Source organism: Aeromonas media, from assembly GCF_000819985.1.
GTDB lineage: Bacteria > Pseudomonadota > Gammaproteobacteria > Enterobacterales > Aeromonadaceae > Aeromonas > Aeromonas media.
The window spans coordinates 18,385-34,157 of record NZ_CDBZ01000220.1 but is presented as its reverse complement, the minus strand read 5'-3'; the positions used below and the strand labels follow the sequence as shown (position 1 = coordinate 34,157).

Here is a 15,773-nt window from a genome sequence, read left to right as displayed (position 1 = left end):
TCGTTGCTTGCCGGCCCGGGGCCCTGCCTATCAATCTCAACGGTACAAGCCATTGGCCCCGAGCACCGTCCAGCGGACATAGTGACACCACTTTAACCCTTTTGGAGCCACACACATGCTGCAGATCCGCGATCACATGAGCCGCCTGACCCACTCCCTCAGCCCGCAACTCGGCCTGGCCGAGGCACTCGACAGGCTCCATCAGGCAGACTCGAGCGGCCTGCCGGTGCTGGACGACCAGAAACGACTGATCGGATTTCTCTCCGAGCAGGACTGCATCCCGAGTCTGCTCACCGGCAGCTACCACTGCGACAGCCGTACCCGGGTGGAGGATCTGATGAGCCGTACCCCGCTGTTCGTCAGCCCGGACGACAGCATCCTGGATCTGGCCCGCCAGATGACCGGGGCCAAGCCCAAGATCTATCCGGTGCGGGAAGGGGACAAGGTGGTCGGCATCATCAACCGCCGGCAGGTGATGCAGGCCCTCAACGCGCAGATGAAGCAGTGTCAGGCCACCTAGAGCTGGTAGCGTCCCCGATCGCCGATATCGAAATGCAGCGGCATGCGCCACTTGGCCAGACTGAGCAGGCCGAGCAGCAGGCCGCTCGCCAGGGCAACCAGGGCCGCAGCCCAGGCAACGCGGGTCCACTCCAGCAACCACAGCAAGGGCAACAACAGTGGCAGAAGCCTGATGCCCGGGATGGCGAAACAGAATTGTTCCTTGAACGCCAGGCCACTAAGGGTGGCCAGGGCCGCCCCCAGCACCAGGATGGCGGGGGCACCACTGGCGGCCAGCATCAACCCGCCCCAAGCCAGCCCCTGCAGTAAAAACCGCACCCGCTTGTCATATAGGTGCAGACAGAATCCACACAGACCGCTCGCCACCACCAGCATGGTCAGCCACTGAGACGGCGACAACGGCACCAGCCACCCCAGCACACCTGCCCCTCGACACAACAGCAGCAAAGCTGTCAGACTCAGTCAGAGACGATAGAGACAGACAGAAAGCCTGTCGATGCCATCCAGTTCACTTTCTATTTCAGGGTTTGCCATCCGGGGTCGTCTCTAGTGAGATATCTGCCGGTCACTATACCCCGTGGATCGTGAACCCGCCCCGAGTGTTCAGGAGATGTGATTTGCGAAGCTTGCTCGTGCTCTGCTTGCTGCTGCCCTGCTGGCTGTCGGCCAGAGAGCTGGTCATTGGCGGCATCCTGGAACCCCCTCTGAAATGGCTGGATCACAGCGGCCAGCCACGGGGCCTGGATGTGGATCTGGTCACCACCATCTTCGGCGGCCTCAAGGTCCCCATCAGGATAGAGCTACTCGACTCCGGCGCCAGGCTCACCCGCAATGCCGAGGGCGGCGTCTATGACCTGCTGTTGAGCCACTCCTACAAGCCGGAGCGGGAGTCCTACCTGCTCTACCCCGAACAGGCCCATATCCGCCACAGCTGGCACTTCTTCGTGCGCAAGGATGACCTGGGGAAGATCCGCTACCGCACCCTGGCCGATCTAAAGCCCTGGCGCATCGGCGTCACCAAAGACTTCTCCTACACCCCGGAACTGACGGCAGCCATGGCCGATCCGGCCTATCGCTTCCAGGTGATCCCCATCAACCAGCTGCAACTGCGCAAGCTGATCGCCGGGCGCATCGATGTGGTCCCCATGTCTCTGGTCACCGCCTTCGCCCAGATAAGGGAAGAGGGGCTTGAGGGCAAGCTCGACTACCTGCCCAAGCCGCTCAAGAGCAGCCCCTACTACCATGTGTGGTGCAAGGCCCGGGCCGATGCCGACACCCCGGCGCTGATGGCAGCCTATGATGCAGAGCTGCTGCACATGAAGCGCGACGGCCGTCTCAAGGCCCTCTACGACAAGTACGGCATCCCCTACCTCGAGCCCTGAGCCCGCCATGCCGGAGCCGGCGGCGAGAACAGGGCTTCACATCGCTCCATATCAGAAGCTACAGCAAAATCAGGGGCCCTTGTGGAAGGCGCTACTCAGGGCTTCACGTCCCGCAGGATGGGATTTTGCAGTGAAATCAACGTCTCGGTGGACTGGATCTCGTCTATGGTCTGGATCTTGTGGATCAGCACCGTCTGCAACTCGTCGATGGAGCGGGTCATCACCTTCATGAAGATGCTGTAGTGACCCGTGGTGTAGTAGGCCTCCACCACTTCGTCCAGCGCCTGCAGCTTGGCCAGGGCCGAGGGGTAATCCTTGGCGCTCTTGAGATTGATCCCGATAAAGCAGCAGACATCGTAACCCAGCTTCTTGGGGTTCACCTGCACCCGCGTCCCCTCGATGATGCCCGCCTGCTTCATCTTCTCCACCCGCACATGGATGGTGCCCGGGCTGACCGCCAGTTGTTTGGCAAGCTCGGCATAGGGAATGCGCGCATTCTCCATCAGGGCGGTGAGGATGGCCTGATCGAGATTATCGATCCGATAATTTTCCGACACTTTTTCGCACTCCCGTTGATGATATCTCAGTAACAACCCTGATATTTTGAACAAAAAAATACACAAAGCCTATTTCTATTATCAAATATTGAATTTAGTTGGCAATCTGTTGAAGAATCTTCACATCCAACGGGTTCAAGACAGGTATTCAGCATGAAACAGCACTACATTCGCAGCCAGCAACAGATCAGCTTCGTCAAAGAGATGTTCTCCCGCCAACTCGCCCAGCAGCTGGGTCTGATGGAGGTGCAAGCCCCCATCCTGAGCAGGGTCGGTGATGGCACTCAAGACAACCTCTCTGGCCACGAGAATGCAGTGCAGGTCAAGGTGAAGACCCTGCCTGAGCACAGCTACGAAGTGGTGCATTCGCTGGCCAAATGGAAGCGCCAGACCCTCGGTCGCTTCGGTTTCGGCCCGGGCGAAGGCATCTACACCCACATGAAGGCGCTGCGTCCGGACGAAGACAGGCTGACCCCCATCCACTCCGTCTACGTGGATCAGTGGGACTGGGAGAAGGTGATGCCGAGCGAGCGCCGCGATCTGGCCTACCTGCAGGAAACCGTGCGCGGCATCTGGGCCGCCATCAAGGCCACCGAGCGTGCAGTCTGCGCCGAACACGCGCTGACCCCCTTCCTGCCGACCGAGATCCAGTTCCTGCACAGCGAAGAGCTGCTGACCCGCTACCCGGATCTCGATGCCAAGGGACGCGAGCGCGCCATCGCCAAGGAGCTGGGGGCTGTCTTCCTCATCGGCATCGGCGGTGCCCTCTCCCACGGCGAACGCCACGACGTGCGCGCCCCGGACTACGACGACTGGAGCAGCGAGAGCGAACTGGGGCTGGCGGGTCTGAACGGCGACATCCTGGTGTGGAACCCGGTGCTGGAAGACAGCTTCGAGATCTCCTCCATGGGGATCCGGGTGGACGCCGAGGCGCTGCGCCGCCAGCTGGCTATCACAGGTGACGAGGATCGCCTGCAGTATGACTGGCACCAGGATCTGCTGGCCGCGCGCATGCCGCAGACCATAGGCGGCGGCATCGGTCAATCCCGTCTGGCCATGCTGTTGCTGCAAAAAGAGCATATCGGGCAGGTACAAGTCGGTGTCTGGCCATCCGACATGAAGGCTGCCATTCCGGGCATGCTGTAAGCAGATTGATGGCATCCGGCAACCCATGCCGGATGCAGAAGGTGTGTGGCCATGCGGACTGAAAGAGCGCAGTCCGGACAGGCTGTAAGCCGCGTAGTCATCCCTGATGATCCGCTGCGAAACCGGGGCTTGCCCCTGCGACCCGCTCAACCCACGCCAGGTCGCATCGAATACATTCCTCCCGGCAATCTTCGGATTGCCGTTTTTTTTGCCTCCGAATCACCGCCACCAGATATGACAACGCCAGCCCGAGGGCTGGCGTTGTGGGCACCGACACGAGATCGGTTACTGGGTCATGGTCAGGCCGTTGCTGTCGGCTCCCAGCAGCAGCTTCTTGCCGGGGATGACCCGACCGCTGAGCAGGGCCTGGGCCAGCGGGTTCTCCACCTTCTGCTGAATGGCCCGCTTGAGGGGGCGCGCCCCGTAGACAGGGTCGAAACCGGCGTGGACCAGCTTGGTCAGCAGCTCCTCGCTCACCTCCACCTCGAAGCCCTGGGACTCCAGACGGCCCATCAGGCTCTTGAGCTGGATGCGGGCGATGGACTTGATGTGATCCTCGCCCAGCGGGTGGAACACCACAGTCTCGTCGATCCGGTTGATGAACTCCGGCCGGAAACTGCGGGTCAGCAACTCCATCAACAGAGCCTTCATCTCCTCGTAGTCCTTCTCGGCGTAGTGCTCCTGGATCAGATCCGAGCCGAGGTTGGAGGTCATGATGACGACCGTGTTGCGAAAATCGACGGTGCGGCCCTGACCATCGGTCAGGCGGCCATCGTCCAGCACCTGCAGCAGTATGTTGAACACATCCGGGTGCGCCTTCTCAACCTCGTCCAGCAGGATCACCGAGTAGGGGCGACGGCGTACCGCCTCGGTGAGATAACCCCCCTCCTCGTAGCCCACGTATCCCGGAGGCGCCCCCACCAGACGAGCCACGCTGTGCTTCTCCATGAACTCGGACATGTCGATCCGCACCATGGCGTCCTGGGTATCGAACAGGAACTCCGCCAACGCCTTGCACAGCTCTGTCTTGCCCACCCCGGTGGGCCCCAGGAACAGGAAGGAGCCGATGGGGCGGTTCGGATCGGACAACCCGGCCCGGGAGCGGCGGATGGCATTGGAGACGGCGTCCACCGCCTCTTCCTGGCCGATCACCCGGCTGTGCAGCTGATCTTCCATCCGCAGCAGCTTGTCGCGCTCCCCTTCCAGCATCCGCGCCACCGGAATGCCGGTCCAGCGCGCCAAGACGTCTGCGATCTCCACGTCGGTGACCCGGTTGCGCAGCAGGCTGGTCTCCTGCATCTCCGCCTGGGTGGCGAGATCCAGCTGTTTCTCCAGCTCGGGGATGCGGCCATATTGCAGCTCGGACATGCGACCGAGATCCCCGGCACGGCGGGCCACCTCGAGATCCTGGCGGGCCTGCTCCAGCGCTGCCTTGATGTGCTGGGTACCAGCAAGGGCGGCTTTCTCGGCCTTCCACACCTCTTCCAGCTCGTTGTATTCCCGCTCCTTCTCGGCCAGCTCGTGATTGAGCAGATCGAGGCGCTTGCGGCTGGCGTCGTCATCCTCCTTCATCAGCGCCTGCTGCTCCAGCTTGAGCTGGATGATGCGCCGCTCAAGGCGGTCCAGGGATTCCGGCTTGGAGTCGATCTGCAAGCGTATGCTGGCCGCCGCCTCGTCGATGAGGTCGATGGCCTTGTCAGGCAGCTGGCGATCCGCGATGTAGCGGTGGGACAGCTGGGCCGCCGCCACAATCGCCGGGTCTGTGATCTGCACATGGTGGTGCAACTCATAGCGCTCCTTCAGGCCGCGCAGGATGGCGATGGTATCCTCCACCGAGGGCTCCTCCACCAGCACTTTCTGGAAGCGGCGCTCCAGGGCGGCATCCTTCTCCACATACTGCCGATATTCATCGAGCGTGGTGGCGCCGACGCAGTGCAGCTCACCCCGCGCCAGGGCGGGTTTGAGCATGTTGCCCGCATCCATGGCCCCCTCGCCCTTGCCGGCGCCGACCATGGTGTGCAGCTCGTCCACGAAGAGGATGACGTTGCCCTCCTCCTTGGCCAGATCGCTCAGCACCGCCTTGAGCCGCTCCTCGAACTCGCCGCGATACTTGGCACCGGCCACCAGGGCCCCCATGTCCAGAGAGAGCACCCGCTTGTTCTTGAGCCCTTCCGGCACCTCACCGTTGATGATGCGCTGGGCCAGCCCCTCGACGATGGCGGTCTTGCCGACGCCGGGGGCGCCGATCAGCACCGGGTTATTCTTGGTGCGGCGTTGCAGCACCTGGATGGTACGGCGGATCTCTTCATCCCGGCCGATCACCGGGTCGAGTTTGCCGAGTTCGGCCCGCTCGGTCAGATCGATGGTGTACTTCTCCAGCGCCTGGCGGTTCTCCTCGGCGTTGGCATCATCGATCTTCTTGCCGCCACGCACCTTGTCGATGGCCTGCTCGAGTTTTTCCTTGGTCAGGCCCTGGGCACGCAGCAGCTCCCCCAGGTTGCCCTTCTCGTCGAGGGCCGCCAACACGAACAGCTCGGACGAGATGAACTGATCCTTGCGCTGCTGGGCCAGCTTGTCGCAAATATTGAGCAGGCGACCGAGGCCGTTGGAAAGTTGCACATCCCCCTCGACGCCGCTCACCTTGGGCAGGCGGTCGAGCTCCTCGCCGAGACGGGAGCGCAGGGTGTTGATGTCCATCCCAGTCAGGGTCAGCAGCGGACGGATGGAGCCGCCATCCTGATTGAGCAGGGCTGTCATCAGATGGACGGGTTCGATGAATTGGTGGTCACGACCCAGTGCGAGAGACTGGGCATCGGAAATAGCGACTTGGAATTTGCTGGTCAGGCGATCGAGGCGCATTGCACTCCCCCTTTGAAACAGACACGCCGCTTGCGCGGCAAACAACATAACTTTCTGAGATGAAAGATGAGGCCCGTGCGGGCTATTTCAAGGGGCGAGCCTGGTTATTTTTTCTGCAGCGAGGGCGCTGGCAGGATCCCCGCCCTTGCCAGATGCAGGGCGGGAGATTCGTCAAGGCGCCAGCCAGATGATGGAGGCCATGCGGCCGGTCTGGCCGTCGCGACGACATGGGCAGTAGAACTGCTCTCTGTATGGGGGAACGTCCCCAGACACTTACTCAGCCAACCAGATAATCGAGGCCATGCGGCCAGTCTGACCGTTGCGACGATAAGAGTAGAACTGCTCGCCGTCGCTAAAGGTGCAGTATTCACCGCCATAGACGGCGGTGACGCCCGCTCTTGCCAGCCGCAGCCGGGCCAGCAGGTAGATGTCTGCCAACCATTTCCCCTCATTGGACGAAGGGACGAAGGCCGTAGCCGCTTCCGACTGTTCCGCCATAAAGGCATCGCGCACCTCGCCCCCCACTTCAAAGGCCGTGGGGCCGATGGCGGGACCGAGCCAGGCCAGGATCTCCCCCGGTTCGCAGCCCATGGCGGCGATACTGGCTTCCAGTACCCCCTCCTTCAGCCCACGCCAGCCGGCATGAGCGGCAGCCACCACAGTGCCGGCCCGATCGCAGAACAGCACCGGCAGGCAGTCGGCTGTCATCACTATGCAGGCCTGCCCGGCCTCGTGGGCGCAGGCCGCATCGGCATCCGGCGCAACATCGTACTGGTCACTGACGGAGTGGACGGCAGTACCGTGTACCTGATTGAGCCAGTTGAGGGGCCCGGGGATCTGCGCCGCCTGCTGCAGGCGGGCGCGGTTGGCCTCGACCCGTGCAGGCTCGTCCCACACATGGGCCCCCAGGTTGAGACCGGCGAAGACCCCTTCGCTCAGGCCACCATCCCGGGTGGTCGACAGGGCCCTGACATTGCCAGGAGCGGGCCAGTCGGGTTCAATCCAGTTCATCTGTGACTCCTTCCATTCACGGATATAAAAACGGGGCTCCTGAAAGGGAACCCCGTTTGTCATCTCTTCGGACCAGACGACGGCAGAAACCGACGCAGGCCCTATTGCATCAACTCCAGACCAAATCGTCCGGGTTGGCCAGGGTGATAACTGTACGCAGCACTCTCATCGGTACCGACCTGGCATCAACTCCAGACTAAATCGTCCGGGTTGGCGAGCGTATCGGCACGCAGCACTTCCATCAGGTCCAGCATGTCTTGCGGCGTGGCAGAGTGCCACTCCATGACTTCGCCGGTGATGGGGTGAGCCAGCTTCAGCATGGTGGCGTGCAGCGCCTGGCGGTTGAAATTGCGCAGGGCCTGGGTCAGCTCAGGGGTCGCATTGCGCAGCAGGCGCAGACGGCCACCGTAAGCGGGATCACCCACCAGCGGATGCTTGATATGCGCCATGTGGACACGGATCTGGTGGGTACGACCGGTTTCCAGACGCAGACGCAGACGGGTGTGGCCACGGAACTTCTCGTGTACCCGGTAGTGAGTCACGGAAGGACGGCCATTCGGCACCACAGCCATGTGGGTACGCTGGGTCGGGTGACGACCGATGGGGGCATCCACAGTGCCGCCAGCGGTCATGTGACCTATGGCGACGGCCTCGTATTCACGGGTGATCTGACGCGCCTGCAGCGCCTCCACCAGATGGGTCTGGGCCGGGATCGTCTTGGCAACCACCATCAGGCCAGTGGTGTCTTTATCCAGACGGTGCACTATGCCGGCACGGGGTACCTCGGCGATGCCGGGGTAGCGGTGCAGCAGGGCGTTCAGTATGGTGCCGTCCGGCGTACCGGCGCCCGGGTGAACCACCAGACCGGCCGGCTTGTCGATCACCAGAATGTGTTCATCTTCATAGACGATGTTGAGGTCGATGTTCTGGGCATCCCAGCGGGTATCATCTTCCAACTCGACATCTACATGTACCTGCTGCCCGGCCACCACTTTCTCGCGCGGGGTATTGGCAACCTGACCATCCAGGGTCACTCTGTCCTGTAAAATCCACTCCTTGATGCGGGTGCGGGAGTAGTCTGGAAACAATTCGGCCAGGGCCTGGTCGAGTCGCTGCCCGAATTGGTGATCCTGAAATTCGCCTGTCAGTTCAATATGCTGGCTCATGTATGGTCTCTTGAGCGGGGGTATCAATTCGAAATAATCCGGGTATTCTAGCTTTTCTTTTAGCCAAGCATAACGGATACTTTGCCAATTTCGTGGAAATGGACCGGATGTTGTTGATGGGAAAGAAGTCTCGCCTGCTGATGTCGCTCGCCTTGGTCGCTACGCTGATCACTGGCTGTTCCAGCACCAAACCCAAGGTTCCCGACGAACCGCCGGAAGTCCTGTACCAGAAAGCCCGTCTCAAACTGGACACAGGCAACTACCTGAATGCCATCGAATTGCTGGAAGCCCTGGACTCTCGTTATCCGTTCGGTGCCTACTCAAGTCAGGTGCAGCTCGATCTCATCTACGCCTACTACAAGCAGGATGATACCGCCCAGGCGATCGCCAATATCGACCGCTTCATCCGCCTCAACCCGGCGCATAAAAACATCGATTACGTGTTCTACATGCGCGGCCTGACCAACATGGCGGCGGATTACAACTTCTTCCAGGACTTTCTGGGCATCGATCGGGACGACAAGGATCCTTCCTACGCCCGTCAGGCCTTCCAGGACTTCAAGACCCTGTTGCAGAACTACCCGAACAGCCAGTATGCGGCCGATGCACGTGCCCGCATGGTCGGTCTGAAGACCCGCCTCGCCCGCTACGATCTGGGGGTGGCCGAGTATTACGTGAAGCGTGATGCCCTGATCGCCGCCGCCAACCGCGCCAAGCTGGTAGTCGAGACCTATCCCGACACAGTGGAGACAGAGAAGGCACTGGAGATCATGGTCAACGCCTACGATACCCTGAAGATGCCGACCCTGGCCCGCCACGCCCGCGAAGTGCTGGCCAAGAACTACCCGGACAATCGCCTCGGCCGCGGCTGAGCATGACGGGGACAAAAAACCGATGCCAAGGCATCGGTTTTTTTATGGCTGCAATTTCCCTGCAGAGTGCGACCCCCATGGCGGCGCCCTGTATGCGCCGTCATCTTCATTCAGCTACTTGGCGACGTTGCCCGCCACGTTGAGTGCATCCCAAGCATGGAAAAAGAGCGCATAGGCAAGCGCCGCCATGACTGCCCAGCTACTTGGCCACGTTGCCCGCTACGTTGAGCACGTCCCAGGTGCGGGAGAAGGGCGGTGCGTAGGCAAAGTCCAGCATGCCGAGCTGATCCGTGGTCACCCCCATGGTGATGGCGACCGCCAGCGCATCTATGCGGTGGACAGCCCCCTTGCGACCCAGAATCTGGCCCCCCAGCAGCCGCTTGCTGCCCGCCTCATAGACCAGCTTGACGTGGATGTCGGACTGACCCGGGCAGTAGTTGGTGTGGCACTTGTCCTTGATCACCACGGTGCGATAGTCGATGCCCATCGCTTTGGCTTCCTGCTCGGAAAGACCGGTGCGGCCTGCCTCCAGCCCCAACACCTTGAGTGCCGCCGAGCCCAGCGTGCCCGGGAATTCCTGTTCGGCCCCCGCCAGGTTCTCTCCCACCATGCGCCCCAGCTTGTTGGCTATGGTGGCGAGCGGCACATAGACCTGCTGTTTCTTGACGCTGTGCCAGACGCTGGCGCAATCCCCCGCCGCCCAGACATTGGCCAGCGAGCTGCGCCCCTGACGGTCGACCTTGATGGCGCCGTTGCCGAGCCGAGATATGCCGCTGTCGGCCAGGAACTCGGTGTTGGGCCTGACCCCGGTGCAGACCACGACGATATCGGCCTCGTACTCCCCCTGGTCGGTGCGCACGCCGCTGACCCGGCCCTCCCCCAACAAGGCCTGGACCCGCTCGCCGAGATGAAGGGAGACCCCCTGCTCCCGCAGTTCGGTCTCGATGTGCTGGGTGATCTCGCTGTCGAACGCCTCAGGGATGACCCGCTCGGCCAGCTCGATGAGGCGTACCTCCTTGCCCTGATGGACCAGGGCCTCGACCACTTCCAGCCCGATAAAACCGGAGCCGATCACCACCGCCTTCTTGCTGCGCGGATCCTGCACAGCAGTTTTGAGCGCCAACCCATCGCTCATGCGGCGCAGGCCGAACACCCCCTGCTGCTGCAGGCCGGGGATGGGGGGCATCTGTTCGCGGGCACCGGTGGCGATCATCAGCCGATCGTAGCGATCGGTAAAGCTGTCGCCCTTGTGCTCGACGACCAGGGTCTGGGCGGCCGCATCGACGCTCAGCACCCTGTGGCCAATCTTCACCTCTATCCCCTTGGCGGCGAATTGCTCCGGGGTAAATTCGGCCATGTAGCGCGGTTCCTGGAAATCGTCCCCCACGAAGTAGGGCAGACCACAGGCGCCGAAGGAGATCACCTCTGAGGCTTCATACACCACAATCTCGGCGTCCCTGGCCAGACGGCGCGCCTTGGCCGCCGCACTCATGCCGGCGGCTTCGCCACCGATGATCACAATACGCATAGCTTGACTCCAGTCACGACAGGGGAGGCTTCGCCTCCCCTTTTCATACACAAATCAGAAGATGAGGCCCGGTCAGACCGCGGACTCTTCCCCGTCCAAGCTTACCTCGGCATCGCCGTTGAAGACGGCCATGTCGGTCTGTCCCATCAGCCGGCTGGTGAGGGTGCCAGCCGTGATAGAGCCGGAGACGTTGAGGGCGGTGCGGCCCATGTCGATGAGGGGCTCGATGGAGATGAGCAGCCCCGCCAGGGCCACCGGGAAGTCCAGGGCGGAGAGCACGATCAGTGCCGCGAAGGTGGCGCCGCCCCCCACACCGGCCACCCCGAAGGAGCTGACGGTGATGATGGCGATGAGCGTCATGATGAAGCCGGGATCCAGGGGATTGACCCCCACGGTCGGGGCTATCATCACCGCCAGCATGGCCGGGTAGATGCCGGCACAGCCGTTCTGGCCTATGGTGGCGCCGAAGGAGGCGGCGAAGTTGGCGATGCCCGCCGGGATGCCGAGGGCCCGGGTCTGGGTCTGCACGTTCATGGGGATGGAGCCCGCACTGGTGCGTGAGGTGAAGGCGAAGGCCAGCACCGGCATGATCTTCTTCAGGAAGCGCAGCGGGTTGATGCCCACCAGGCTCACCAGCAGCAGATGCACCAGGAACATGATGGCGATGGCACCGTAAGAGGCCAGCACAAAGTTCAGCAGGTTGATGATGTCCGCGTAGTTGGAGCCGGACACCACCTTGGCCATCAGCGCCAGCACGCCATAAGGAGTGAGGCGCAGCACCAGGGTCACCATCCGCATGACGATGGCGTGGGCGACCTGCATGAAGCGCTCGAAGCTGGCAAAGATCTCGGGCTGCTTGCGGGCGATGCCGGTGGCAGAGAGGCCGATGAAGATGGAGAAGATCACCACGGCTATGGTGGAGGTCTTGCGTGAACCCGTCATGTCGAGGAAGGGGTTGGCCGGGATGAACTCCAGCACCATCTTGGCGAGGGACATGCTCTCGACGCTGCCGAGGCTGGTCTGCAGGGCCGCACCACGGGCCGTCTCGGCGGCGCCAGCGGTGAGCCCCTCGGCACTCAGACCGAACAGGTTGGACATCAGTATGCCCGCCCCGGCGGCGATCATGGTGGTGAAGATCAGCACCCCTATGGTCAGGGCGCTGATCTTGCCGAGGGCGCTGCCGCCGGAGAGCTTGAGAATGGCGCCTATGATGGAGACCATGATGAGCGGGATGATGATCATCTGCAGCAGTTTCACGTAACCGCTACCGACCAGATCCAGGTAGTCGCCGGTCTGGACCAGCACCTCGGAGCCGACACCGTACAGCAGTTGCAAGGCCCAGCCGAACAGGACCCCGAGCCCGAGCCCCGAGAAGACGCGACGGGTGAAGCTGACGTGGGTCTGCTGCAAGCGGTAGAGAAACAGCAGCAACATGACCAGGATGGCCAGATTACCGATAACGCTAAGAGTCATGATATTCCCCAAAAATAAACGGGCGAGGCCCGAGATGGATGGACGGGCGCACCCTGCGCCTCGCCCCGAAACTGGCCGCATCGTGGCGGCACGCCCCCCGTTCGGGGTGACGTCAATATCTGTAAAAACCGGGGGCGGCCAGTGCCGCCCCCCTCATCATCCGGCCTTGCCCTGTTGCTTGGCCCGCATGATGTTGATGATCTCTATGTCGGTATCCAGCATCCCCTGTTTCGAGAGCCGGCCCAGGTTCGCTATGGTCTGGTCCACGTCATCGGAGACGATACCCTCGCTCTGGGGCACGTGCAGGTTGTTGATGGCCATCAGCGACGACTTGACCGCCGCCGAGGTGGAAGTGGACACCTTCATAGAGCAGGCGCTGCCGGCACCGTCGCAGATGATGCCGGAGACGTCACCAATCATGTTGTTGATGCAGTGGCTGATCTGCTCGAACTGGCCTCCCAGCAGCCAGGTGATGGCGGCCCCCGAGCCCATGGCGGCTGTGCTGGCAGCGCACAGGGCCGACAGCTTGTTCTGGTAGGCCTTGATGTAGATAGCCACCAGGTGGCTCATCACCAGTGCCCGGGCCAGCTGTTCGTCGTCGGCCTTGAGGAAGCGGGCGGCGGCCACCACCGGCATGGTGGCGGCTATGCCCTGGTTGCCCGAGCCCGAGTTGGACATGGCGGGCAGCATGGCACCGTCCATGCGCGCATCGGAGGCGGCGGAGGACAACCGCATGGCCAGGGTCATCAGATCGTCCGAGAGCAGCTTGCGCTCCACCTGTTCGGTGAGGATCTTGCCGATGCGCAGGCCATAGCCCTGCAGGCCCTCATCCGCCAGCGCCTGGTTCATGCTGGCCGCCTCGCGGATGAACGCGATCTCGGTCAGCGGCACCTCAAGGGCAAACGCCACGATCTCCCGCAGCGTCATGGCGGGCTTGTCGGATTTCGCGGGCTGGATCTGCACCCCGGGGGCACTGTCCTGCTCCATCAGCACCTCGCCATCCTTTTCCAGCAGTACGATGCGGGTGTGATCCGTGCAGATCACCACCCGGGCGCTGTGGCCGTCGGCCTCGGCCAGCACCTCGGCGTAGAGCACGTCAGGCACGTCCTTCACATCCACTTTGATGATGGGCAACAGCGCCTTGGCAGCCTCCACCTGCTGCGGGGTGAGCGTTTTGAGCACCTCCAGACCCGCATCCGGGTTGCCCCCGGTGATGCCGACGGCGGCGGCGACCGGCAGGCCAATCATGCCGGTGCCGGGCACCCCGACCCCCATGCCGTTCTTGAACAGGTTGCCGCTGACCCAGACGCTGATACGGGTCGGATCCTGCCCCAGCAGCTTGCGGCAGTTGGCGGCGGCCAGCGCCACCGACATGGGTTCGGTGCAGCCCAGGGCCGGCACCACTTCACGCTTGAGCAGAGTAATAAAGTCGGTCCATTGTGCTTTCATCTGTGGTTTCTCTGGTTCACTGTGCCGCAGGCATCGTATAGGGGTATGGGTGCTATCTGGAGGGCCGCCCGCCGGGCCACCCCGTCCATGTCACTTTATTTGATTCTAGTGGCGCGAGCCTCAAATAAAATTGAGCCCCCTCGCCTTTTGCCGCCATTATGCCTTCCAGCGGGGGTAACGTCACCGGATTGCTGCCCTGCCGCCGGCAACGGATCCCCCCATCCTGCCAAGGCCCTTTGCCATCAATGTCTTGCCCTACTCCGTGAAAAGCGGGCAATAAAAAAGGAGGCCGAAGCCTCCTCTTGTCTCATCCCATCGACGCTTAGAGCGCCTTCAGGATGGCCTCGACGCTGGCCTTGGCATCGCCAAACAGCATCTGAGTGTTCTCCTTGAAGAACAGCGGGTTCTGGACACCGGCGTAGCCAGTGTTCATGGAGCGCTTGAAGCCGATGACGTTCTGCGCCTTCCACACTTCCAGCACCGGCATGCCGGCGATGGGACTGCCCGGATCTTCCATGGCGGCCGGGTTGACGGTGTCGTTCGCACCAATCACCAGCACCACGTCGGTATCGCTGAAGTCCTCGTTGATCTCGTCCATTTCCAGCACGATGTCGTAGGGGACCTTGGCTTCCGCCAGCAGCACGTTCATGTGACCAGGCAGACGACCGGCCACCGGGTGGATACCGAAGCGCACCTTGACGCCGCGCTCGCGCAGCTTGTGGGTGATCTCGGCAACCGGGTACTGGGCCTGCGCCACCGCCATGCCGTAGCCCGGGGTGATGATGACGGAGCTGGCGTTCTTCAGCATGTCGGCCACGTCTTCGGCGTTGGTCTCGCGGTACTCGCCCATCTCCTGATCGGCCGTGGAGGCCACACCGTCGGAGCCGAAGCCACCGGCGATGACGGAGATGAAGGAGCGGTTCATCGCTTTACACATGATGTAAGAGAGGATGGCACCGGAGGAACCCACCAGAGCACCCACCACGATCAGCAGGTCGTTGGAGAGCATGAAGCCCGCCGCCGCTGCCGCCCAACCGGAGTAGGAGTTCAGCATGGAGACCACCACCGGCATGTCGGCGCCGCCGATGGAGGCGACCAGATGCCAACCGAAGGCGAAGGCGATCAGAGTCATCAGCAGCAGGGCGAAGGTAGAGCCACCGGCGTTGACGAAGTGGATCATCAGCGCCAGCGACACGACCACAGCCAGCAGGTTCAGCTTGTGGCGGTGCGGCAGTTGCAGCGGCTTGGAAGAGATCAGGCCACGCAGCTTGCCGAACGCCACCACGGAACCGGTAAAGGTCACGGCACCGATGAAGACGCCCAGGAAGACTTCCACCAGGTGGATGTTCAACATGGCGCCGGACAGGTGCTCGACCTGGGCGACGCTGGCCGCCTGCTCGAACGCCGCCCGGGCCGCAGCCAGGGTCGCATCCAGGTTGGAGCCGACGGAGACGACGACCTCAGCCGGTGCGGAGGGGTGCAAGTCGATGAAGCTGTTGAAGCCGACCAGCACCGCCGCCATGCCCACGAAGCTGTGCAGCACGGCCACCAGCTCGGGCATCTCGGTCATCTCGACCTTGAGCGCCAGGCGCACGCCGATGGCGCCACCGATGACCATGGCCAGGATGATCCAGTGCACACCACTGGTTTCCGGGTTGAACACGGTCGCGAGCAGGGCGATGGCCATCCCCGCGATACCGAACAGGTTGCCATGCTTGGCCGTTTCTTGCTTCGACAGTCCCGCGAGACTGAGGATGAAGAGCACGGCGGCAACGATATAGGATGCTGTTACCAGTCCTTGAGACACGTTA

The 15,773-nt window shown here is 62.4% G+C and carries 12 protein-coding genes and 1 pseudogene; 4 read left to right on the top strand and 9 right to left on the bottom strand.

Going from position 1 to position 15,773, the window contains the following annotated elements; genetic code table 11:
- Positions 1 to 115: 115 nt before the first annotated feature.
- Positions 116 to 520 (top strand): CBS domain-containing protein, encoded by a 405-nt coding sequence (locus tag BN1127_RS19850; protein ID WP_042650595.1) that lies wholly within the window; start codon positions 116 to 118, stop codon positions 518 to 520.
- On the opposite strand, the pseudogene BN1127_RS19845 reads toward BN1127_RS19850, so the two are convergent.
- Positions 517 to 1,053, bottom strand: a pseudogene (locus BN1127_RS19845) (DUF2301 domain-containing membrane protein). The gene BN1127_RS19850 and the pseudogene BN1127_RS19845 sit on opposite strands and share 4 nt — an antisense overlap.
- Positions 1,054 to 1,136: 83 nt before the next feature.
- Here BN1127_RS19845 and BN1127_RS19840 point away from each other — a divergent pair.
- A complete protein-coding gene (locus BN1127_RS19840; protein ID WP_042650594.1) occupies positions 1,137 to 1,901 on the top strand; it encodes a substrate-binding periplasmic protein in 765 nt (254 codons plus the stop codon).
- A gap of 95 nt (positions 1,902 to 1,996) precedes the next feature.
- On the opposite strand, the gene asnC is transcribed toward BN1127_RS19840, so the two are convergent.
- Positions 1,997 to 2,458 (bottom strand): transcriptional regulator AsnC, encoded by a 462-nt coding sequence (asnC, locus tag BN1127_RS19835; RefSeq protein ID WP_041211931.1) that lies wholly within the window; start codon positions 2,456 to 2,458, stop codon positions 1,997 to 1,999.
- A gap of 153 nt (positions 2,459 to 2,611) precedes the next feature.
- On the opposite strand from asnC, the gene asnA reads away from it, so the two are divergent.
- A complete protein-coding gene (gene asnA, locus BN1127_RS19830) occupies positions 2,612 to 3,604 on the top strand; it encodes an aspartate--ammonia ligase (protein ID WP_042650593.1) in 993 nt (330 codons plus the stop codon).
- Between the two features lie 285 nt (positions 3,605 to 3,889).
- On the opposite strand, the gene clpB is transcribed toward asnA, so the two are convergent.
- The 3 genes from clpB to rluD all read right to left on the bottom strand — a co-directional run bounded on the left by clpB (position 3,890) and on the right by rluD (position 8,640).
- Positions 3,890 to 6,463: an ATP-dependent chaperone ClpB gene (gene clpB, locus BN1127_RS19825; RefSeq protein WP_042650592.1), complete on the bottom strand. Its 2,574-nt coding sequence runs from the start codon at positions 6,461 to 6,463 to the stop codon at positions 3,890 to 3,892.
- Between the two features lie 273 nt (positions 6,464 to 6,736).
- The gene (gene pgeF, locus BN1127_RS19820) at positions 6,737 to 7,474 is read right to left on the bottom strand and encodes a peptidoglycan editing factor PgeF (protein WP_042650591.1); all 738 of its coding nucleotides are present in this window, start codon (positions 7,472 to 7,474) and stop codon (positions 6,737 to 6,739) included.
- Between the two features lie 185 nt (positions 7,475 to 7,659).
- Entirely contained in the window at positions 7,660 to 8,640 is a 981-nt protein-coding gene (rluD, locus tag BN1127_RS19815) for a 23S rRNA pseudouridine(1911/1915/1917) synthase RluD (protein WP_042650590.1), read from the bottom strand.
- Positions 8,641 to 8,756: 116 nt separating this feature from the next.
- Here rluD and BN1127_RS19810 point away from each other — a divergent pair, with 116 nt between their 5' ends.
- Complete coding sequence (locus BN1127_RS19810) at positions 8,757 to 9,512, top strand: outer membrane protein assembly factor BamD (protein ID WP_041207111.1); 756 nt, start codon at positions 8,757 to 8,759, stop codon at positions 9,510 to 9,512.
- 199 nt (positions 9,513 to 9,711) lie between these two features.
- Here the strand turns inward: BN1127_RS19810 and BN1127_RS19805 are convergent, their stop codons facing one another.
- The 4 genes from BN1127_RS19805 to pntB all read right to left on the bottom strand — a co-directional run bounded on the left by BN1127_RS19805 (position 9,712) and on the right by pntB (position 15,769).
- Positions 9,712 to 11,040 (bottom strand): CoA-disulfide reductase, encoded by a 1,329-nt coding sequence (locus BN1127_RS19805; protein ID WP_042650589.1) that lies wholly within the window; start codon positions 11,038 to 11,040, stop codon positions 9,712 to 9,714.
- Positions 11,041 to 11,112: 72 nt separating this feature from the next.
- The gene (locus tag BN1127_RS19800) at positions 11,113 to 12,513 is read right to left on the bottom strand and encodes an L-cystine transporter (RefSeq protein ID WP_042650588.1); all 1,401 of its coding nucleotides are present in this window, start codon (positions 12,511 to 12,513) and stop codon (positions 11,113 to 11,115) included.
- A gap of 156 nt (positions 12,514 to 12,669) precedes the next feature.
- A complete protein-coding gene (locus BN1127_RS19795; RefSeq protein WP_042650587.1) occupies positions 12,670 to 13,962 on the bottom strand; it encodes an L-cysteine desulfidase family protein in 1,293 nt (430 codons plus the stop codon).
- Positions 13,963 to 14,284: 322 nt separating this feature from the next.
- The gene (gene pntB, locus BN1127_RS19790) at positions 14,285 to 15,769 is read right to left on the bottom strand and encodes a Re/Si-specific NAD(P)(+) transhydrogenase subunit beta (protein WP_041206563.1); all 1,485 of its coding nucleotides are present in this window, start codon (positions 15,767 to 15,769) and stop codon (positions 14,285 to 14,287) included.
- Between the last annotated feature and the right edge of the window lie 4 nt (positions 15,770 to 15,773).